This is a genomic window from Pseudomonas sp. B21-056, from assembly GCF_026016325.1.
GTDB lineage: Bacteria > Pseudomonadota > Gammaproteobacteria > Pseudomonadales > Pseudomonadaceae > Aquipseudomonas.
In genome coordinates this window covers 2,786,434-2,809,303 of record NZ_CP087203.1, presented here as the reverse complement: position 1 = coordinate 2,809,303, position 22,870 = coordinate 2,786,434, and the positions used below count along the sequence as shown (strand labels likewise).

At 65.6% G+C, this 22,870-nt stretch carries 5 protein-coding genes; all 5 read left to right on the top strand.

What is annotated here, in order from left to right; translation table 11 throughout:
• Window positions 1-207: 207 nt before the first annotated feature.
• The 5 genes from LOY67_RS12360 to LOY67_RS12340 all read left to right on the top strand — a co-directional run bounded on the left by LOY67_RS12360 (window position 208) and on the right by LOY67_RS12340 (window position 22,849).
• Window positions 208-1,185: a TauD/TfdA family dioxygenase gene (locus tag LOY67_RS12360; RefSeq protein WP_265067436.1), complete on the top strand. Its 978-nt coding sequence runs from the start codon at window positions 208-210 to the stop codon at window positions 1,183-1,185.
• Between the two features lie 7 nt (window positions 1,186-1,192).
• Window positions 1,193-4,603: a condensation domain-containing protein gene (locus tag LOY67_RS12355; protein WP_265067435.1), complete on the top strand. Its 3,411-nt coding sequence runs from the start codon at window positions 1,193-1,195 to the stop codon at window positions 4,601-4,603.
• A gap of 17 nt (window positions 4,604-4,620) precedes the next feature.
• Window positions 4,621-5,667, top strand: coding sequence for a TauD/TfdA family dioxygenase (locus LOY67_RS12350; protein ID WP_265067434.1), 1,047 nt, complete (start codon window positions 4,621-4,623; stop codon window positions 5,665-5,667).
• Window positions 5,668-5,778: 111 nt separating this feature from the next.
• The gene (locus LOY67_RS12345) at window positions 5,779-8,841 is read left to right on the top strand and encodes a non-ribosomal peptide synthetase (RefSeq protein WP_265067433.1); all 3,063 of its coding nucleotides are present in this window, start codon (window positions 5,779-5,781) and stop codon (window positions 8,839-8,841) included.
• A gap of 58 nt (window positions 8,842-8,899) precedes the next feature.
• Window positions 8,900-22,849, top strand: a complete 13,950-nt coding sequence (locus LOY67_RS12340) for a non-ribosomal peptide synthase/polyketide synthase (protein ID WP_265067432.1) — start codon at window positions 8,900-8,902, stop codon at window positions 22,847-22,849.
• The last annotated feature ends 21 nt before the right edge of the window (window positions 22,850-22,870 follow it).

Genomic DNA, 22,870 nt, shown 5'->3' with positions numbered 1-22,870 from the left:
GCTGGCTGAATGCTGTTTGGCGCCAGCGGAGCGGAGTCTAATCCAAAAAAAAATTAAATAAATAGTATTGATAATCTATCTCATTTGTACCTAGTATGTCGTCTTGTATTAGATCCAAAACACTACAGACGGGTCCTACATAAGCGTCTATTGCGCCGCTTTCAGGACCTGCAACGGGTCGAAAAAGATAGAAGAGGATGTACACGGATGACCTCAATCGAACACCTGGACAGGCGTTCCGAGCCTTTTTCAATGACTTCCACGGACGGCGGTGAACACTCGTTGCCCGTGTTGGTGCAAGCGGCGCCCGGGCAGTCGATTCACGATCTGGACGCAGCGCTGCGCGACCGCCTGCCCCATGTGCTGAGCACCGTGGGCGGCGTCTTGCTTCGCGGCTTCAACGTGGCGACCCCCATCGATTTCAAGCGCTTCGCCGCCAGCTTCGGCGCGCCGCTGGCCAGCTACGAATTCGGCTCCACGCCACGCAGCAAAGTCTTCGCCGGGGTCTACAGCTCCACGGAATACCCGGCCCATCAGTTCATCCCCCTGCACAACGAGCAGGCCTACACCCGGCCGTGGCCTTCGCGCATCTGGTTCCACTGCATCAAGGCCAGTGAAACCGGCGGCGAGACACCGATTGCCGACAGTCGCCTGATCTACCAGCGCATGCCCGCCGAGATCCGCGAGCTGTTCGCCAGCCGCGAGCTGCTTTATGTACGCAACTACAGCGGTGCCCTGGACCTGCCCTGGGAGAAAGTCTTCAACACCCAGGACCGCGCCCAGGTTGAGCGCTACTGCCAGGACAACGACATAGAGTGGGAATGGAAAGCCGATGGCGACCTGCGCACCCGCCAGCGTTGCGCGGCGGTGCAGCAGCATCCCGAGACCGGCGAGTGGGTCTGGTTCAACCAAGCGCACCTGTTCCATGTGTCGGCCATCGAACCGAGCGTGCGCGCCAGCCTGCTGGCTGCGGTGGGTGAAGAGAACCTGCCGCGCCATGTGTATTTCGGCGACGGCTCGGCCATCCCCGACGACATGCTCGACCGCGTGCGCGAGGTCTATCGCCAGACCGCCGTCAGCTTCCCCTGGCAGCCCGGCGATGTGCTGATGCTCGACAACCGACTGGTCGCACACGGTCGCAATCCTTACACCGGTGACCGCAAGGTCATCGTGGCCATGGCGTGAATTGCAGATGTTTTCATTCAAACAGTGGATCGAAGTGCTGGAAACCAATGCCCGGCGCTTCCCGGAACGTGCTGCCCTGCACTTTTTGCCGGACGGCGTAACGGTCGGCGAAACCCTGACCTTCGCCCAGTTGCACGAACAGTCCCAGTCTCTGGCGGCCGCGTTGCAGTCGCGCTATGCGCCGGGTGATCGCGTGTTGCTGATGCTGCCCAGCAGCCTCGACTACGCCCGGGCGTTCTGCGCCTGCTTATATGCCGGCATGATCGCCGTGCCGTTGTTTCCACCACCGTCGCGCAAACCGCGGCACCTTGAACGCGTGCGTAATGTGGTGGTGGACGCCGAGCCGGCACTGATTCTCGCCCCGGCGGATCATTGCGAAGGCTTGCGGGACCTGGTGGAGGGCCGCGTCGACGTGCTGACCGTCCAGCACCTGGGCACACCACCGGCCAGCCAGTGGCAACGCCCGGCCATCGACGGTTCGACCGTGGCCTTCCTGCAATACACCTCGGGCTCCACCGGTTCGCCCAAAGGCGTCGAGGTGCGTCAGCGCAACCTGATCGCCAACGTCGAGCTGATGCGCCAGGCCTACGGTTTCGATGAACACGGCGCCATGGTCAACTGGCTGCCGCTGTACCACGACATGGGTCTGATCGGCGGCCTGCTGGCGCCGATCTACAGCGGCATGCCCTGCTACCTGATGGCTTCGCAGACCTTCGTCAACGCACCGTCGACCTGGTTGCAGGCGTTGAGTCGCTACCGTGGCACCGTCAGTTTCGCGCCGAATTTCGCCTATGCCCTGTGCAACCGGGTGGTCGGCGACAACCTGATCGCCCAACTGGACCTGAGCGCCTGGAAACACGCGATCAACGGCGCCGAGCCGATCCACCCCGGCACCCTGCAAGCCTTCGCCCAGCGCTTTGCCGCCTGCGGCCTCAATCCGTTGGCGATCAGCCCCGGTTACGGCCAGGCCGAAGCAACGCTGTGTGTCAGTGCCACGCCGGAAGACGCATTGCCGGTGACGCTGCGCCTGGACAAAGCAGTGCTGGAAAGCGGTCGCGTGGCCCTGGCGGCCGCCGATGCCGCCGCCGTCGAATTCGTCGCCTGTGGCTTCCCCCAGGCTTTGCACAGCATTGCCATCGTCGACCCGCAAACCCATGAACGCTGCGCCGCCGATCGTATCGGTGAAGTCTGGCTGAAGGGTCCGAGCAACGCCGAGTCCTATTGGAAAAACCCCGAAGCCACCCGCGAAGCCTTTGAAGCACGCATTGTCGGCTCCACCGAACATTACCTGCGCTCCGGCGACCTGGGTTTCATGCACGAAGGCCAGGTAGTGATCTGCGGGCGGCTCAAGGATCTATTGATCCTCAACGGGCGCAACCTGTATCCCCACGACATCGAATTCGCCATCACCGATGCCGAACCGGGCATCCGCACCGGGCGCATCGCGGCGTTTTCGGAAATGGACCCGGCCCTGGGCCGGGAGAAACTGGTGATCGTCGCCGAGCCGCAGCGCAAGTTCGTCGACCCGGCGCGGCACCCGGCACTGTTTGCCTCGATGCAGAACGCCGTGCGCGAAGCCGCCGACTGTGGCATCGACCAGATCGTGCTGGTGGAAGCCGGCACCATCCCGATGACCACCAGCGGCAAGATCGCCCGCCAAGGCGCGCGCAAGCAACTGGCGGCGGGCACGTTGAGCATCATCGCCCAGAGCGGTGCACAGTTCGCCGCCAGCCGCGAAGCCTTGGACCTCAGCCAGCTCAAGCATCTTGTGCAAGCCTCGGCGCACGACGCCCAGGCCGCTTGCCGGCAATGGCTCGAGCAGACCTTGTACGCTGTGAATCCGTATCTGGCGGCAGACTTCGATCGCAGCCTGATCGGTCAAGGCCTGGACTCCATCAGCGTCGCCGACTTCGCCGCTCGCCTGCACCGGGACCTGGGCTGGAACCTCGACACCCAAAGCCTGTTCGGTGAACAGACCCTGGCGCAATGGGCCCAGGACCTGCTGGATTTCCTCCGTGCGCCATCGACGCCGAACAGCCCTTCGGCCGAGCGTGCGAACGCCAGCGAAAGCCGCCAGTCCTTCGCCCAGCGCCGGCTGTGGTTCCTCCGCCAACTGAACCCGGACGACACCCGCCACAATCTGGTGCTGCACCTGAGCCTGCACGGTCCGTTGGACGTCGAGGGGCTGGCCGGGCGCTTGAACAGCCTCGTCAACCGCCACAGCGTGCTGCGCACGGTCTATCGCGATGGTGTGGACGGCCCGCAACAACAGGTTCTCCCCGCCACGCCGGTGCCGTTGAACTGGCACGGGCAGACCGAGCAGCAAGCACTGCGCGACTGCCTGGCGAGTGAACACGCCACGCCGGTGGATCTGGTCAACGGCCCTCTGCTGCGTGCGCAGTTGCTGAGTCAAGATAACCAACAGCACGACTTGTTGCTGACCCTGCACCACATCGCTTTTGACGGTCGCTCGGCGCAAGTGCTGCTGGCGGAACTGGCCGGCACGGCGGACGCCGGATGGCCGGTGCAATACCTCGATTTCGCCCAATGGGAAGCCACGCACTGGCGCGACCAGCGGATCGCCACCGAACAGGCCTTCTGGCGTGAGCATCTGGCCGGCCTGCCGCAGACGCTCGAACTGGGCGGTAGCGGCCAGACTCCAGGCGAACACAGCCTGGTTTTCAACGTGCCCCAGGCCACCTGCGAGCAGCTTGCAGCGCTGGCCCGCGAACGCGGCATGACCTTGTTCATGCTGTTGCTGGCCAGCTATCAACTGGTGCTCAAGCAACTGGGCGGCCAGCAACGATTCCTGTTGGGCACCGACGTCAGCGGCCGTCCACTGGCGGAGCACAACGACGTCATCGGTTTCTTCGTCAACCAGCTGACGTTGTGCTGCGACCTGCAGGGCGAACCGACATTGGCGGTCTTCCTTGAGCGTGTTCGCGATGAGGCGCGCCTGACCTATGCCCATCAAGGCCTGCCTTTCGACCTGGTGGTCTCGGCCCTGGCGCCGCAGCGCCTGCCCGGTCACTCGCCGCTGTTCCAGGTGAAGCTCAACTATCAGCCGTCACGAGCCACGCCAACCGCCATCGCCGGTGCGCAGTTGCAAGCCCTGGAGGTGGCGCAAGCGCCCGGAGATTTCCACCTGGTGCTCGATCTGGTGCATGGCCCCGAAGGGCTCGACGCGACCCTCAAGTACCGCGGCGAATACTTCGATCAGGACCGCGCCTTGCGCCTGCAACACCTGTGGACGCGCCTGCTGGAAGAAACCCGCCACCTGCTGGACGAGCCGTTGCCGGCGCTGGCCGAGCGCATCGATGCCTGGGACCAGGCCTTCCAGCGCGAGCGCCAACAGGCCCGCACGCTGGCCGGTCGCAGCCAGATGCTGCAAGCCAAACGTCGCTCAATGTCCCTTTAACCGAGTCGGATGCCGTTATGTCTATCGTGCCCCCATCGCCCCGCGCCCTTGGCGCCGTGCGCCGCAAAGCCATGAACGTCTCGGAACAGCAACTGGTCACCGAGCGCCTGCTCAGCCCGGAGCATGCCCTGCCACTGGTAATCGAACCGGCGGTCAGCGGTGTCGATCTGGTCGCCTGGGCCGCTGGCGAACGCGAGTCCCTGGAGAAAAAACTGCTGCAATACGGTGCCCTGCTATTTCGCGGGTTCAACGTGGCGTCCGTCGAACAGTTCGACCAGGTGATCGCCACCCTCTCCCCGGGCGCCCTGGAATATATGTTCCGCGCGTCGCCCCGGACCCGGGTCGGCGGCAACATCTACACCTCGACCGACTACCCGGCCGACCAGATGATTTTCCCCCACAACGAACACTCCTATTCGCCGCGCTTCCCGCTGCGACTGTTCTTCTATTGCCAGCTCCCCTCCGAGACCGGCGGCGAAACCCCGATCGGCTCGACCCGTGCGGTCAAGGCCGGTATCAGCCCGGAGATCGAAGCACGCTTCCGCGACAAAGGCGTGCTGTACGTACGCAACTATGGCGACGGTTTCGGCCTGCCATGGCAGTCCGTATTCCAGTCCGAAGACCGCGGCGAAGTCGAAGCCTACTGCGAAAGCGTCGGCATCGAAGTGGAATGGAAAGACAACAATCGCCTGCGCACCCGCCAACGCGGCCCGGCCGTGGTGCGCCACCCGCGTACCGGTGAAGAGGTCTGGTTCAACCATGCGACCTTCTTCCACATCAGCACCCTGCCGCCGCACATCCGCGATTCGCTGCAGGGCAACTTCAGCGATCTCGACCTGCCCACCAACACCTTTTATGGCGACGGCGAACCCATCGAGCCGCAGGTCCTGGCGGCGCTGCGAGCGGCCTACCTCGACTCGCTGGTGCGCTTCAGCTGGCAACAGGGCGACGTGTTGTTCATCGACAACATGCTCGCGGTCCATGGTCGCGAACCCTTTACCGGCAAGCGCGCAATCATGACCGGCATGGCCGAGGCCCTGCTGTCGAGCGACGTCGCTATTTGATTTCAACGGGCGCACCCGGCGTTCGCGAGCGGCTCCCTTGACGTTCAGTCAGTGAGCCCCGGCGTCGGTGCGGCCCTCCAGATCCAAGCCCCTTTTCCAGTCGAGTTGAACATGAGCGGACTCCAAGGTTTTCGTATCTCGCCGCAACAGGCAGCGCTGTATCCCCACATCAAGGGTGCTGCCGAGCACCCGTTCGGTTGCCACCTGCAATGGTCCCTGTCCGGCCCGACCGACGTCGACGCGCTGAACAGCCGCCTGGGCGCGTTGATGGCCGGCAGTGAAATCCTGCGGACCCGCCTGGTGCCGGTACCAGGCCTGCGCCATCCGGTGCAGGTGATCGACGAGGCCGGTACACTGACGGTGGCCCGGTTGGATCTGCGCCGACACAGCCTCGCCGATCAGGACGCCGAACTGGCACGCCTCGCTGCGCAGCCACGGGACTGGACCACACCGCTGGCCATGACCCTGGTGCAACTGGCGGATGAAGTATCGGTGCTGGACCTGGCCGGCGCCGGCAGCCATTTCGACCTCGCCAGCCTCAGACTGCTAGCCGACGCCCTGCTGCAAGATGCCCAGCCGGATCTGTCCGAAGCCCTGCAATACGCCGACTACGCCGAATGGCGCTGGAACCTGGTGGAAGACGAACCGGACCATCCGGGTGTGAGCTTCTGGAAAACCCTGGACGAGGCCGAGCAGCCCGCCTTGCAGTTGTCCCTCGAAGCGCCCAGCGCTGCCGGCTTCGCGCCCGCCCGTCAAACACTGGCCCTGCCCGCCGACCTCGCCCGGCACCCGGCCCTGACCGCGCAGTTGATGCTCGCCGCCTGGGCTGCGTTGCTCGGTCGACTGGCCGGCCAGCAGCAGGTCCCGCTGACCTTGATCCACGAAAGCCGCGGTCCCGAACTGGACAACGTCCTGGGCGTGTTCGAGCAGTGCCTGCCCCTGAACATCGACCTGGATCCCCAGGCCACCTTGCTCCAGCAAAGCCAACAGTTGGCCGCCTCGGTGGAACGCAGCGCCGGCTGGCAAGACTATTACACCCGGGATCTCACCACGGGCTACGCCTTCGCCTGGCGTTCGGGCGATGCCCGGGAACGCTATGCCGATGCACTGATGAATCCGGTGAAGGCCTGCCTGAACGTGCGCCAATTGCCGGACAGCCTGCACGCCAGCGTCACCTATGATCATCACACCCTGAGCGTCGAAGCCGCACGCAGCCTTGGCGAACAATGGCTGCAACTGCTGCAAGGCGCCCTGGCCGAGCCGCAACAGGCCTGGTCCCACCTGCCGCTCGGCGGACCGTTGCAATCGGCGATTATCGACAACGCGCCAAGCTCGCCCTCCATCGAAGCGCTGACACTGGTGGACTTGATTGCCCGCCAGGTTCGTCAGCAACCGAACGCCATCGCCCTCAGCGACACCGACGGCGACCTGAGCTACGCCCGCCTCGACGCCTGCGCAACCCATCTGGCCCATCAACTGGTGGCCGCCGGCATCAGCCGCGACGTACCGGTCGGCATCCTGTTCCCGCGCAGCAACGCCGCCATCGTCGCCATGCTCGCGGTGTTGAAAGCCGGTGGCGCCTATGTGCCGATTGACCCGAGCTACCCAGCCGATCGTCGCGCCTACATGCTGGCCGACAGCGGCATCGCCCACATTGTGGTCAGTGCCGAACTGGCCGACAGCCTGCCGGTCACCCTGCAACGTTTCGTGCTCGATGACCTGGGCGAAGCAGACGTGAGCGAGCTGCCGCCGCTGCCCCTGCCGGACGCGAACGCCCTCGCCTACCTGATCTACACCTCGGGCTCCACCGGCGCGCCGAAAGCCGTGGAAATCAGCCACGGCGCCCTGAGTTTCTCGACCCAGGTGCGCATGGCCGCCTATGAGGCACCGGTGCGCGCCTACCTGCTGCTGTCGTCGTTTGCCTTCGACAGCTCGGTCGCCGGGATCTTCTGGACCCTGGCCCAAGGTGGCCGGCTGGTACTGCCGGCGCCGGGGGAAGAGCTGGAGATGGCGCGCCTGGCGCAATTGGTTGCCCAGCACAAGGTCAGTCACGGCCTGTCGCTGCCATCGCTCTATCAGGCCCTGCTCGATCAATTGCAGCGCAGTGGCAGCGCCGACAGCCTCGAGTGCTGGATTGTCGCCGGTGAAGCCTGCCCGCCGGCACTGGTCGCGCAACACAGCAAGACCCTGCCCCAGGCCCGCCTGGTGAACGAATACGGCCCTACCGAAGCCACGGTCTGGGCCAGTTACGAGGTGTTGGAGCCGAGCCGCAGCGTCAGCATCGGCCGCCCGATTGCCGGCATGGACCTGCGCCTGCTGAACGAGTTCGACCAGGCCTGCGGCATCGGTGAACCGGGCGAGATCGTTCTCGCCGGGCCGACCCTGGCGCGGGGCTACCGCAACAAACCCGAAGAAACCGCCAAGGCTTTCGTCACCCTGGCCGACGGCACCCGCGCCTACCGCACCGGTGACCTGGCGTGCTGGCTGGCCGACGGACGCCTGGCGTTCCTCGGGCGCAAGGACCACCAGGTCAAAGTGCGCGGCTACCGCATCGAACTCGGCGAAATCGAACGGCAACTGTGCAGCCACAGCGACGTGCGCGAAGCCGCGGTGATCGTCCAGGAACACGCCGCCGGCAAACGCCTGCTCGCCTACGTCCTCGCCGCCCATGGCTATGCGCCGGATTCGGAGGCGATCAAACGCTTCCTCGGCGAGCGCCTGCCGTCGTACATGGTCCCGGCCCGGGTGCTGACCCTGGCGACGTTCCCACGCACGCCCAACGGCAAGCTCGACAGCCGCCAGTTGCCCGACCCGGATCAGTTCGACGAAAGCACCCACGTCGCGCCGCGCAACGCCATGGAAACCACCTTGCAAGCCATCGTCGCCAAGGTCTTGAAGCTGGCGAGCGTGAGCGTCACCGACAACTTCTTCGCCATCGGCGGTGACTCGATCCTGAGCCTGCAAGTGGTGGCCCAGGCCCATGAGCAAGGCATCGCGCTCTCGGCCAAACAAGTCTTCGAACGCCAGACCGTCGCCGCCATGGCTGAGGTCGCGCAACCGCTGGCCGAATCCGCCGCCGAGCCGGTGGCAGACAGTGCCGAGTTCAGCGCCTCGGGCCTGTCCGACGACGAAATGCAAGCGCTGATGGCCGAACTGGACGAGGCCGACCTGTGAGTCGCTGCTCCCACTGCCAAGCCATCACCGTTGCCCCCTTTTACGCAGGACGCTTTCAATGACCACCGAAAAAACCACCGGCAACCCGATCGAAGACGTTTACCCGCTGTCGCCGTTGCAGCAAGGGATGCTCTTCCACTCCCTGCTCCACGAAGACTCCGGCGTCTACCTGATGCAGGACCGCTACCGCATCGGCGGGGCCATCGACGAAGTGGCTTTCCTCGAATCCTGGCGCCAGGTGGTGGCGCTGCACCCGTCCCTGCGCGCCAGTTTCCAATGGAAAAGCCAGAAGCAACCGGTGCAGGTGATTCATCGCGAGGTCAAGGTCCCGCTGGACACCCTCGACCTGCGCGGGCTCGCCGCCCATGAGCAGGAAGCACGCATCCGCAGCCTGCTGGAAGACGAACAGAAAGTCGGCTTCAACCTGTCGAAGCCGCCGCTGATCCGCTTCCGCCTGGTGCGCCTGGCCGATGAATCCTACGAATTCATCCGCAGCTTCCACCACATCCTCATGGACGCCTGGTGCATTTCCCTGGTGACGGTGGACTTCCTCAAAGTCTACGAAGCGCTGTGCAACGACCGCACCCCGGAACTGAAAAGCCCTCGGCCATTCCGCGACTACATCCAATGGCTGCAACGCCAGGATGCGGGCAAGGCCGAGCAATTCTGGCGCGGCCAACTGCAGGGTCTGAATGCGCCGACGCCGCTGACCGTGGACAACGGCGTGGTCCATGATCGCTACACCGACGCGGTGCTGGTGGACGACCAACTGATTCACCTGAGCGAACAGCAGACCCAGGCGCTGGCGGCGTTCTGCCGTAGCCGGCGGATCACCCCGAACACCTTCTTCCAGGGTGTCTGGTCATTGCTGCTCTCACGCTACAGCGGGCAACGGGACGTGGTCTTCGGCGTCACCGTGGCCGGTCGTCCGGCGGACCTGACCGGCGTCGCGGAAATGATCGGCCTGTTCATCAACACCCTGCCGCTGCGGGTGTCGGTGGACCCAGACGCCCCCCTCGGCAGTTGGCTGGGCGCCCTGCAAGGCCTCAACGTCGACATGCGCGACTTTGAGCACACGCCGCTGACCGACATCCAGGGCTGGAGCGACTTCCCCCGGGGCGAAACCCTGTTCGACAGCATCCTGGTGTTCGAGAACGCACCCATCGACGAGCAGATCCTCGAAGGCGGTTTCCAGTTCAGCCTCGAAGGCATGGACCACAGCGTGCACACCCACTACGGCCTGACCGTGGTGATCCTGCCCGGCGAGCAACTGGGCATCCGCGTGTCCTATGACCGCGAACGCTTTGAAGCCGCCACCGTCGAGCGCCTGCTGGGCCATATCGCCAGCCTCGTGGAAGGCATGCTGGCAGCGCCGGACGCGCCGTTGAGCAGTTTTGAGTTGCTGGCCGTCGAGGAGCGTCAACAACTGCTGGGCGACTGGGCGGTCAATCCTCACGATTTCCCGCTGGAGCAAAGCTACGCGCAATTGTTTGCCAGCCAGGTCGCCCAGCGCGGCGGGCAGGTCGCGGCGATCTGTGACGGCAAGTCCCTGACCTACGCCGAGCTGGACCAGCGCTCCACGCGCCTGGCCCACGCCTTGCGCGAAGCCGGCGCCGGCGAAGACCAACTGGTCGCCCTGGCCGCCCCTCGTGGCCTGGCGTTGTTGACCATGATGATTGCCGTGTTCAAGACCGGCGCGGCGATGCTGCCCCTGGAAGTCAATCATCCGCCTGAGCGCCTGCGGGAGATCCTCAGCCTGTCCCGCGCACCGTTGCTGGTCGCCAGTGAAGCTTGCAGCGGCTTGCTCGATCCGTTGCTCAGCGGTCTGGAACAGGCCCCCGTGGCGCTGTTCGCCGAAGCTTGCTGGACATCCGCCAACGACGCGCCGCTGCCACTTCTCGGGCGCCCGGACAACCTCGCCTACGTCCTCTTCACCTCCGGTTCGACCGGTACGCCGAAGGGCGTGATGATCGAGCAACGGGGCATGCTCAACAACATCTTCGGCAAGGTCCCGGCCCTGGGGCTCGGCGCCGAAGACCGGATCCCGCAGACGGCTTCGGTGGCGTTCGACATTTCCGTGTGGCAGTTCCTCGCCGCGCCGGTGCTCGGCGCCACCGTGCACATCCTCCCGGATGAAGTCGCCCATGACCCGCAGCGCCTGCTGCAAGTGCTCGCCAGCGAGCGTCTGAGCGTGCTGGAAATCGTCCCGAGCCTGATGCGCACCCTGCTCGCGCTGTGCCCGTGCGACCTGCAACTGCCGGACCTGCGCTGGGTGCTGCCCACCGGTGAAGCCCTGCCGCCGACCGTGGCCCGAGACTGGTTTGCGCGCTTCCCCGACATCGCCCTGATGAACGCCTACGGACCGGCCGAATGTGCCGACGACGTGGCGTTCCAGCCGATTTTCGAAGCACCAGGAGCCGACGTCAGCCACATGCCCATCGGCCAGCCGACCGCCAATAACCGTCTGTACGTGCTGGACGAGGCCCTGCGTCCGCTGCCCGTGGGTGTGGCTGGGGAAATCTGTGTCGGTGGCGTCGGTGTCGGCCGTGGCTACCTGCACGATCCGCAGCGCACCTTCGAGGCGTTCATCGAGCATCCGCAGCTCGAAGGTCGCCTGTACCGCACCGGTGACCTCGGCCGCTGGCGCGCAGACGGGGTGATCGAATACCTCGGCCGCCGCGACCAGCAGGTGAAGTTGCGCGGCCATCGGATCGAACTGACCGAAATCGAACACCGCCTCGCACAGCACCCGAACGTGCGCGAAGCCGCCGTGCTGCTGCGGGAAAACAGCGTCGGTGAAGCCTGGCTGGTGGCGTACTGGTCGGCCCATGACGACACCCTGGGCAGCGACGGGCTGAGCGAACACCTGCGGGCGCAACTGCCGCCGTACATGGTGCCGGCCGCCTTCGTCTGCCTGGACAGCCTGCCACTGAACAACAACGGCAAGGTCGATCGCAAGACCCTGGCCGCCCGGGAACTGGACTGGCAGGCCGACACCCAACAGAGCATCGCCCCGCGCAACGAACTGGAAGCGGCCACAGCAAAAATCTGGGCCGAGGTCCTGGGGCGCGACTGCGTGGGTGTGGAAGACAACTTCTTCACCCTCGGCGGCCACTCGTTGCTGGCGACTCAGATCGTGGCGCGACTGCGCAGCCATTTCAAACTCGACCTGCCGCTGCGCACGCTGTTCGAACAACCCACGGTGGCCTTGCTGGCGGTGAACATCGCCGCCCGCCAGGCCGACGCTGCCGCGCCACAAGCCGTCGTTCTCAAGGCGCCGAAAGCCCAGCCACGCCCGGCCCTGTTGCCGCTGTCGTTCTCGCAACAGCGCCTGTGGTTCATCGAACAACTGACCCCGGGCACGACGCTGTTCAACATCCCGTTCGCCCTGCACCTCAAGGGCGAACTCAATGTCGAGGCGTTGCATGCCAGCCTGAACGACCTGCTGGCGCGCCATGAAATCCTCCGCACCGGCATCCACAGCACCGATGGCGTGCCTTGCCAACGCATCAGCGCAGCTCTGGACATCGCCTTGCCCTTCGAGGACCTGTCCGGCCTGACCGCCACCGCCCGCGAAGGCGCGCAGTTCACTGCCCTGCAAGACACCTTCGAGCAGCCGTTCGACCTGACCTCCCCGCCATTGCTGCGTGCCCGCCTGCTGCGCCTGGCGCCGGGAGAGCACGTGCTGGGCATCGCCCTGCATCACCTGGTGTCGGACGCCTGGTCGGCCACCATCGCCCTGCGGGAACTGGCCCTGGGCTATGAAGCCCGCTGCAACGGCGCCGCCGCCGAACTGCCGGCGTTGCCGGTGCAATACGCTGACTTCGCCCTCTGGCAGCGCGAACACCTGCAAGGTGCCGAACTCAAGCGCCAACTGGATTACTGGACCACCACCCTGGACCGCCGCGACAGCGAAGGCAGCCCGCTGCTGGCGCTGCCCACCGACCATCCGCGGCCGTCGATGCAGAGCTACCGCGCCGGGATCGTCCAGCGTGAACTCAGCGCCGACCTCAGTGGCCGGGTGCAAGCCTTTGCCAGTCGCCTCGGCACTACCCCGTTCACGGTGCTGTTCGCCGGCTTCGCCGTGCTGATGCACCGCCTGAGCGGCGATGCCACGGTGCTGGTCGGTACCCCGGTGACCCATCGCGAACAACCGGGCACCGAAGGCCTGCTCGGCATTCTGCTGAACAACCTGGCGATCCGCGCCGACTTTGCACCGCAGGCAGATTTCACCGCCCTGGTGCAACAAGTGGCCGAGCGCCTGCGCAGCGGCTTGCAGCACCAGGATCTGCCTTTCGAGCAACTGGTGGACAGCCTGCAACTGCCCCGCAGCCTCAGCCACGCACCGCTGTATCAGGTGATGGTGGCCCAGCAGTTGGCGATGGAGTCGCGGCTGCGCTTCCCTGGGCTCGAGTTCGAAGCGCTGGACACTCCGCTCCGGCATTCGGAATGCGACCTGGACTTGCACGTGTTGTGCCCGGCCAATGCACCGATCCAGCTGGAACTGATGTTCGCCCTGGACCTGTTCGTCGCCGACAGCGCCCGCCAGACCCTGGCCCGCCTGGAGCACCTGCTCGAGCAGATGCTCACCGAACCGCAACGCCCGGTGGCCGCCCTGCCGCTGCTGATGGACGCGGAATGGCAGCGCACGGTGGTGGAATGGAACCGTACCGAAATGGCGGTGCCCACGGACCTGACCTTCGCCCAGCTGTTCGAACAACAGGCCGAGCGCACCCCCGAGCGCGACGCACTGTGCTTCGAGGGCCGCCACCTGAGCTACGCCGAGCTGAACCGGCGGGCCAACCAGGTGGCGCATTACCTGCGCAGCCGTGGCGTGGTCGCCAATCGTCCGGTGGCGCTGTGTGTCGAGCGTTCGCTGGAGCTGTTGGTCGGCCTGCTGGGGATCCTCAAGGCCGGCGGCGCCTATGTGCCGCTGGACCCGACCTACCCGGTGGATCGCCTCGCCTACATGCTCGAAGACGCGCAACCGGCGTTGTTCCTCGGCCAACAGGGCCTGCTGGAACAGTTGGGCGCCGACCTGCCTCGCCTGCGCCTGGACAGCGACGCGGCGCTGTTCGCCGATCAGCCGGACGCCAACCTGCCTGCGCTCGCCGGGCCGCAAGACCTGGCCTACATCATGTACACCTCCGGCTCGACCGGTAAGCCCAAGGGCACCCTGGTCACCAACGGTTCGGTGGTCAACCTGGCCTGGGCGCGGATTCATGGCCTGTACCGTCGCTACACCGACCAACCGCTGCGCACCAGCTTCAACTACTCGTTCGCCTTCGACAGCTCGGTGGCCGAACTCATCCTGTTGCTCGACGGCCACAGCCTGTACCTGACCCCGGAAGACGTGCGCTACGACCCGCAGGCATTGGCGCAGTTCTTCGCCGAAACCCGCCTGGACGCCTTCGAGTGCACCCCGGCGCAACTCAAGGCGTTGCTGGAAAGCGACGGCGTGCGCCGTGGCGAGGTGTACCTGCCGCGCTTCGTGCTGTTCGGTGGCGATGCGGTGGACGCGCAGTTGTGGCAACGCCTGCCGTCGATTGCCGGCAGCCGCTTCTTCAACACCTACGGCCCGACCGAATGCACGGTGGATGCCACCGGTTGCGCGGTCGATGACTTCCCGGCCCGCCCCATCATCGGACGGCCGATTGCCAACGTGCGCACCTACGTCCTCGACGGGTTCCTCAACCCGCTGCCGGTGGGCGTTCCGGGGGAACTGCACATCGGCGGTGCCGGAGTGACCCTGGGCTACCTCAACCGTGCCGAGCAGACCGCCAAGGTGTTCATCGAGGACCCATTCTCGCCGCTGGAAGGCGCGCGGATGTACAAATCCGGCGACCTGGTGCGCTGGCTGCCCGACGGCCAGCTCGAATACCTCGGGCGCATGGACCATCAGGTGAAGATCCGTGGCTTCCGCGTCGAACTGGGGGAAATCGAAAGCCTGATCGGCGCCCAGCCCGGCGTGCGCCAGGCGGTGGTGCTGGCCCGGGAAGACGTGCCCGGCGACAAGCGCCTGGTGGCCTACGTGACCTGCGACGGTCAGGCCGATGTCAACGCTTGGCGCAAGACCATCGGCGCCGCCCTGCCCGATTACATGGTGCCTTCGGCGTTCGTGCTGCTCGATGAACTGCCGCTGACCGACAACGGCAAACTCAACCGCAAGGCCCTGCCGGCCCCGGACATCCAAGCCGCGCCGGACGCCCTCGACCCACCACGCAGCAGCGCCGAACGACAACTCGCCGCGCTGTGGTCGGAGTTGCTGAAGGTGCCGTCGACGCAGATCGGCCGCGACAGCCATTTCTTCTACCTCGGCGGTCATTCGCTGTTGGCGGCGGCGCTGTTTGCCCGCCTGCGCCAACAGTTCGCCACGGTGCCGCCGCTGCGGTCCGTGTTCGAACACCCGACCCTGGAGGCCCTGGCCGCACTGCTGGGCGATCCGCTGCAAGCCCCCGCCGCGACCTTCGTCCCGGCGCCACGCCCGGCGCGCCTGCCGTTGTCGTTCGAACAACAACGCCTGTGGTTCCTCGAACAACTGAGTGCCGGTGGTGGCGAATACAACGTGGTCAGCGCCGTGCAACTGGACGGTGAGCTCGATACCCGGGCCCTGCAAGCGGCCCTGGACAGCGTGGTCCAACGTCACGAAATCCTGCGCAGCCGCATTGTGCGCGAGGGTGACGGCGAGTTGGCACTGGTCATCGAGCCGCAAATCAACATCACCTTGGCGCCGACAGCCCTGGAAGCCACCAGCGACGAACACTGGCAGCAACTGACCGACGACGCCATCCACGCAGAAACCGGGCGCCGTTTCGATCTCGCCGTCGAAGTGCCTGTGCGTGCCACGCTGATACAGCGCAGCGGCCGCGCCCAGTCGTTGCTGTTGCTCACCGTGCACCATTGCGCCACCGACGACGCCTCCAGCCAGAACCTGCTGGATGAACTCGGCCGCTGCTACAGCGCTCACTGCCAGGGCGCGACGGCCAAACTGCCGGAACTGGTCCTGCAATACCCCGACTACGCCCTCTGGCAGCGCGAGCCGGGGCAACAGACCGCGTTCAGCAGCCAGTTGGACTACTGGCGTGGACAGCTGGAAGACGGCGACTACCTGCTGGACCTGCCCACCGAACAGGGCCGCCCCAACCACCTCGCCCCGGCTGCCGGCGCGGTGCAATTGCAGTTGCCGCCGGCCCTGGTGGGACGCCTGCGGCAGTTCGCCCAGCAACGCGGTGCCACCCTGTACATGTTGATGCTCAGTGCCGCGCAATTGCTGCTGGGTCGCTACGCCAACCAGCGTGACGTGCGGGTCGGCAGCCCGGTGGCCCAACGTCCGTTCGCCGAGTTGCAGCCGCTGATCGGTTGCTTCGTCAACACCGTGGTGATGCGCGCCGACCTTGATCCGAACCTGGATTTCGAAGGCCTGCTGAATCAGGTCCGCAACCGCGTACTGGACGCCCAGCAGCATCAGGACGTGCCGTTCGACCAGGTTGTCGACTACCTCAAGCCGGCCCGCAGCCTCGGCCAGACGCCGTTGTTCCAGGTGCTGTTCGCCATGCAGAACGCCGATGCGTCCTGCCAGTACTGGCCGCAATTGCAAGTCAGCGAACGTGCCGTGAGCGCCCAGGCCACCAAGTACGATCTGAACTGGGAAGTGCATGACGGCGAGGTGCTGTCGGTGTTGCTGGAATACCGCGCCGCGCTGTTCAGCGAAACCACCGCTCGGCGTTGGTTGGAACAATGGCAGCAACTGCTTGAGGCCATGCTCGACGCGCCACAGACCCGCCTCGCGGACTGGTCTCCATTGGCCGCGACCGAGCGTCAGCGCCAACTGGTCGAGTGGAACGCCACCGAACGTCATTACAGCGGCCCCACCGACCTGCATACGGCCCTGAGCCAACAAGCTGCCCTCAGCCCCAACGCCCCGGCGCTGGTGTTCGAAGGCCAGCGCCTGAGCTACGCCGAGCTGGATAACCGGGCGCAAACCGTTGCCCGTGCCCTGCGTGCGGCCGGCATCGGCGCCGATGCCATCGTGCCGGTGTGCATGCAGCGCTCTGTCGACATGGTGGTCGCCCTGCTCGGCATCGTCCATGCCGGCGCCGCCTGGCTGCCGCTGGATCCGGAACTGCCCGCCGCGCGCCTGGCCTTCCTGATCGAAGACGCCGACGCCAAGGTCACCTTGACCCAGACCCAGTGGCTGTCGCGCCTGCCAGCCGACCATCAAGCCTGGACCCTCGACACCCTGCCCCCGGCACCGGCGTTCGACCCGATCAGCGTCAGTGCCAGCAACCTGGCCTACGTGCTCTACACCTCCGGCTCCACCGGCCAACCGAAAGGCGTGATGAACGAACACGGCGCCTTGATGAACCGCCTGTATTGGATGCAGGACGCGTTCCCGATTGGTCCGAACGACCGTGTGTTGCAGAAAACCCCGTACAGCTTCGACGTGTCGGTGTGGGAGTTCTTCTGGCCGCTGATCACCGGCGCCACCTTGGTGGTAGCGCGTCCCGACGGTCATCGTGATCCGGCGTACCTCAGCCAGCTGATCCAGCAGGAGCAGGTCACGACGTTGCACTTCGTACCGTCGATGCTCCGTGCCTTTGTCGACGAGCCGAGTCTGGTCGACTGCCGCAGCCTGCGCCAAGTGTTTGCCAGCGGCGAGGCGCTGCCGGTGGATCTGGTACGGCGCTTCATGGGCCAACACCCGGCGGCGCTGGTCAACCTGTACGGCCCGACCGAAGCGGCCATCGACGTGTCGGTATGGCGCTGCTCGGCGGACGATATGATCGTGCCCATCGGCAAACCCATCGCCAACCTGCGCCTGTACATCCTCGACGAAACCATGCAACCGCTGCCTATCGGCAGCATCGGTGAGCTGTACATCGGCGGTGTCGGCGTCGCTCGCGGCTACCTCAAGCGTCCGGATTTGACCGAGGAACGCTTCCTCGCCAGCCCGTTCATCGACGGTGATCGCCTGTACCGCACCGGCGACCGTTGCCGCTTCCTGGCCGATGGCAACATCGAATACCTCGGACGTCTCGATCATCAGGTGAAACTGCGCGGCCAACGCATCGAACTTGGTGAAATCGACGCCGAGCTGCTGGCCCAGAGCGGCGTTCGCGACGCCGCGACCCTGCTGCTGGAGCAACGCTTGGTGAGCTTCTGGTGCGGTGATGCCGACGAGGCTTCCATTCGTAGCGCATTGAGCGACAACCTGCCCTCGCACATGCTGCCGAGCTTCTTTGTCCAGCTCGACAGCCTGCCTCTGAACAGCAACGGCAAACTCGACCGCAAGGCCCTGGCCGCCACCCCGCTGCCGGAAAACCACAGCGACCGGTCGTACACCGCGCCGCGCACCGCCACAGAAAGCACGCTCTGCGAGTTGTTCAGCGAAGTGCTGGAATGCCCGTCGGTTGGCATCGAAGCTCACTTCTTCCAGCTCGGCGGCCATTCCTTGTTGGCGACTCGACTGGTCAGCCGGGTCCGGGAACGCCTGGGGGTTTCCCTGCCATTGGCGCTGGTGTTCGAACGCCCGACGGTCGCGGCCCTGGCCGATTACCTGGGCGTGGCGACAGCGGACGAATCGATCACCGCGCAACCGCGTCCGCCGGCATTGCCATTGGGTCTGGCGCAGAAACGCTTCTGGATGCTCAGCCGTCTGGTGCCGGATTCTCGCGAGTACCACATGCCGTTCGCCCTGACGTTGCGCGGCGAGTTGCAGGTCCGCGTCTTGCGTGAGGCATTCGAACAGGTCAGCCAACGCCACCTGGTGCTGCGCAGCCGGATTGTCGAAGTCCAGGGCGAGCCGCAACTGTTGATTGATGACCATGGGCCTGCGCTCGCGGTCACTGCCGTTGCCACACAGGATTGGAGCGCAACCTGCGCCACGGCCCAAGCCGAGTTAATGGCACCGTTCGACCTGGCTACCGCCGCGCCTTGGCGTGCGCACCTGCTGCAACGCCAGGACAGCGACGAAAACCTCTTGCTGGTGTGCCTGCATCACAGCGCCACCGACGGTTGGGCCATGCAGTTGTTCATCGATGAACTGACCCAGGCCTACGCCGCCGGCCTGAATGGACAGTCGCCGAGCTGGTCGCCGCTGGAGATCGACTATGTCGACTTCGCCCTGTGGCAACAGCACCCGGACACCCAGGCCCGGCGCAATGACAGCCTGGACTACTGGAAAAACCACCTGGGCCAGGACGACTACCAGCTCGACCTGCCCATCGACCATCCACGGGGCGCTGAAGCCGATCGCCGGGCCCAACAGTTGATCGTCAACCTCGGCGCCCAGCGCGCCGAATCGATCCGCCAGTTCGCCCGCCAGCGCGGCACCACCACTTACGTGGTGCTGGCCTCGGCCCTGAGCGCACTGCTGGCGCGTTACAGCGGCCAGCGCGAGATTCGCCTCGGCACCCCGGCGGACCAGCGCGATCAGCCGCAATCCCAGACGTTGCTGGCCTGCCTGGTCAACACCCTGGTGATCCGCAGCGAAGTCGACCAGCGCGCCCCGGCCGAGCAGTTGCTCGCCAGCCTTGAAGCCGACTTGCGCGCGGCCCAGGCTCACGCCGATCTGCCATTCGCCACCCTGGTCGGCGCGGTCGCGCAACACCGCGACCTGAACCGCACGCCGCTGTTCCAGGTGCTGTTCTCGCTCAACTATGGCCGCGTCGACAGCAGTCAATGGCCGGGCCTGAACGTCGAAGAGCAGACGCTGCCGGTGATCGACGCCAAGTTCGAACAGAGCTGGGAAGTCCAGGACGACGGCAGCGACATGACCCTGGCGCTGGAATATCAAGCGGCGCTGTTCGACGCGTCGACCATGCAACGCTGGAGCGCGCAGTGGTGTGCGCTGCTGGATGCCTTGGTCGCAACGCCTGCGCGAACGCTGATCGAGCTGTTCCCGCAGCAGCAGGACCAGCAGCAACTGGACCGCTGGAACGCCACCGAACGTCATTACAGCGGCCCTACTGACCTGCACACCGCCCTGAGCCAACAAGCCGCCCTCAGCCCCAACGCCCCGGCGCTGGTGTTCGAAAGCCAACGCCTGAGCTACGCCGAGCTGGACCAACGGGCGCAAGCCGTTGCCCGGGCCCTGCGTGCGTGCGGCATCGGCACCGATGACATCGTGCCGGTTTGCATGCAGCGCTCGGTGGACATGGTCGTCGCCCTGCTCGGCATCGTCCATGCCGGCGCCGCGTGGCTGCCGCTGGATCCAGAACTACCTGCCGCTCGCCTGGCGTTCCTGATTGAAGACGCCGACGCCAAGGTCACCTTGACCCAGACCCAGTGGCTGTCGCGCCTGCCAGCCGACCATCAAGCCTGGACCCTCGATGCCCTGCCCCAGGCCCCGGCGTTCGACCCGATCAGCGTCGTTGCCAGCGACTTGGCCTACGTGCTCTACACCTCCGGTTCCACCGGCCAACCGAAAGGCGTGATGAACGAACACGGCGCCTTGATGAACCGCCTGTACTGGATGCAGGACGCGTTCCCGATTGGTCCGAACGACCGTGTGCTGCAGAAAACCCCGTACAGCTTCGACGTCTCGGTGTGGGAGTTCTTCTGGCCGCTGATCACTGGCGCGACCCTGGTGGTAGCGCGTCCGGACGGTCATCGCGACCCGGCGTACCTCAGCCAGTTGATCCAGCAGGAACAAGTCACGACGTTGCACTTCGTACCGTCCATGCTCCGCGCCTTTGTCGAGGAGCCAAGCCTGGTTGACTGCCGCAGCCTGCGCCAGGTGTTTGCCAGCGGCGAAGCGCTGCCGGTGGATCTGGTGCGGCGTTTCATGGGTCTGCACCCGGCAGCCCTGGTCAACCTGTACGGCCCGACCGAAGCGGCCATCGACGTGTCGGCATGGCGTTGTTCGGTGGACGACGTGATCGTGCCCATCGGCAAACCCATCGCCAACCTGCGCCTGTATATCCTCGACGAAACCATGCAACCGCAGCCTATCGGCAGCATCGGTGAGCTGTACATTGGCGGTGTCGGCGTCGCTCGCGGTTACCTCAAGCGTCCCGACCTGACCGAGGAACGCTTCCTCGCCAGCCCGTTCATCGACGGTGATCGCCTCTACCGCACCGGCGACCGCTGCCGCTTCCTGGCCGATGGCAACATCGAATACCTCGGACGTCTCGATCATCAGGTGAAGCTGCGCGGCCAGCGCATCGAGCTTGGTGAGATCGACGCAGCCGTGCTGAACCTGCCGGCCATCACCGCTGCCTGCACGCTGGTCATCGACAACCGTCTGGTGGCGTTCTACAGCAGCAGCGCAGCGCAATCGGACCTCGACACCCTACTCGCCGCCGAGTTGCCGGCCTACATGGTGCCGGCGGTCTGGGTGCACGTTCCGACCCTGCCGCTGAACAGCAACGGCAAGATCGACCGCAAGGCCCTGGCGGCCCTGCCCTTGCCGCAAACCCAGAAAGACTACGCCGCACCGCGCAATGCGCTGGAAAGCCTGTTGTGCCGGTTGTTCGGTGAACTGCTCGGTGAAAGCCTGACCGGTGGCCGCGAAGTCGGCACCACGGACAGTTTCTTTGCCCTGGGCGGTGATTCGATTCTCGGTCTGAAGCTGATCTCACGTCTGCGCGAACACGGCTACTCACTGACGCCACGGGACCTGTTCCGCTCGCCCACCCCGGCGGCGCTGGCCCAGGTGACCACGGCCCTGCTGACCCAGGCCGAACAGGGTGAAGTCACCGGTGCGATGCCGCTGATGCCGTTGCACCAGTGGTTCTTCGACCAACAGCAACCCCAGGCCGCGCACTGGAACCAGTCCGTATTGGCTGACAGCGACCGGCGTCTTGAGCCGGCCATCGTGCAGGCGGTATTGGATCGCTTGGTCGCGCACCACGACGCCCTGCGCTTACGCTTCGCCGAAGTCGATGGGCAATGGCAGGCACGGATCGCCCCCGTAGCCCCTGCGCAAATGACCTGCTGCGAGCACCCGGACCAACTGCTGCAGGTCGCGCAAAGCCTGGACCTGCAACACGGCCCAGTGTTTGCCGCGGCCCTGCTGGAAGGCGAACCTCAGCGACTGTACCTGGCGGCTCATCACCTGGTGGTGGACGCAGTGTCCTGGACGCCGCTGCTGGAGGACTTCCAACAGCTGTATGCAGCACTGGAGCGCGGCGAACAGCCGACGTTGCCGGCGAAAACCACCTCCTACCGGCAATGGGCCGAGCACCTGCATGCCCACGCCGCCAAGGTCACGGGCGAGCAACGCTACTGGCACGCCCAGGCCAGCACCAGCCGGCCGCCGGTCGCCACGGTGGCCGAGCGCCGGACGTTGTCGGCCCGCTGGGAAGCGACCCGCACTCACCAATGGCTGACCGAGTCCCACGCAGCGTACCGCACGCAACCGGAAGAACTGCTGATCGCCGCCCTCGCCGCGACCCTGGCGGAGACCGAACGTCGCAGCGACATCGTCGTGGATCTGGAGCGCCACGGCCGCGATGCGCCTTTCGATGGCCTGGACGTCAGCCGCACGGTCGGCTGGTTCACCACGCTGTTCCCGCTGCGCGTCAACGCCAGCGGCGCCCGTGGCGATCAGGTGTGCAACGCCAAGGAGGCCTTGCGTGCAGTGCCGGGCCAGGGCCTTGGCTACGGCTTGCTGCGTCAACGCGGTGAATTGCCGGCCAGCCACGGCGATGTGCTGTTCAACTACCTGGGGCATGAACAAACGCCCGAGGGCTGGTTGCGCGCCAGCAGCCTGACTCCACCGGCAGACGTGTCGCCGGCAAACCGGGTGACCCACGGTCGAGAGGTGGTGGCGTGGCTGGAGGACGGCGTGTTGCGTGTCGAATGGCACAGCGTCACGCCGGATGCCGACAGCCGCTTGCCCGCTCGCCTGTTGGAGCATCTGCAAGCGTTGGTCGAGCACTGCCTCGATCCACAGGCCGGCGCGCTGATGCCCTCGGACTTCCCGCTCGCCAAGGCGCTGAACCAGAAGTCCCTGGACAAGCTGCTGGGCAAGCTCAAGACCAAACCGAACTCCCAAAGCCAGTGAGTGGCGCAGCCGCCGCGGGGT

Bases quoted from the DNA above. Each gene is read 5' to 3' on its own strand.
- LOY67_RS12360 (WP_265067436.1), top strand. From the start codon at position 208: ATGACCTCAATCGAACACCTGGACAGGCGTTCCGAGCCTTTTTCAATG.
- LOY67_RS12355 (WP_265067435.1), top strand. From the start codon at position 1,193: ATGTTTTCATTCAAACAGTGGATCGAAGTGCTGGAAACCAATGCCCGG.
- LOY67_RS12350 (WP_265067434.1), top strand. From the start codon at position 4,621: ATGTCTATCGTGCCCCCATCGCCCCGCGCCCTTGGCGCCGTGCGCCGC.
- LOY67_RS12345 (WP_265067433.1), top strand. From the start codon at position 5,779: ATGAGCGGACTCCAAGGTTTTCGTATCTCGCCGCAACAGGCAGCGCTG.
- LOY67_RS12340 (WP_265067432.1), top strand. From the start codon at position 8,900: ATGACCACCGAAAAAACCACCGGCAACCCGATCGAAGACGTTTACCCG.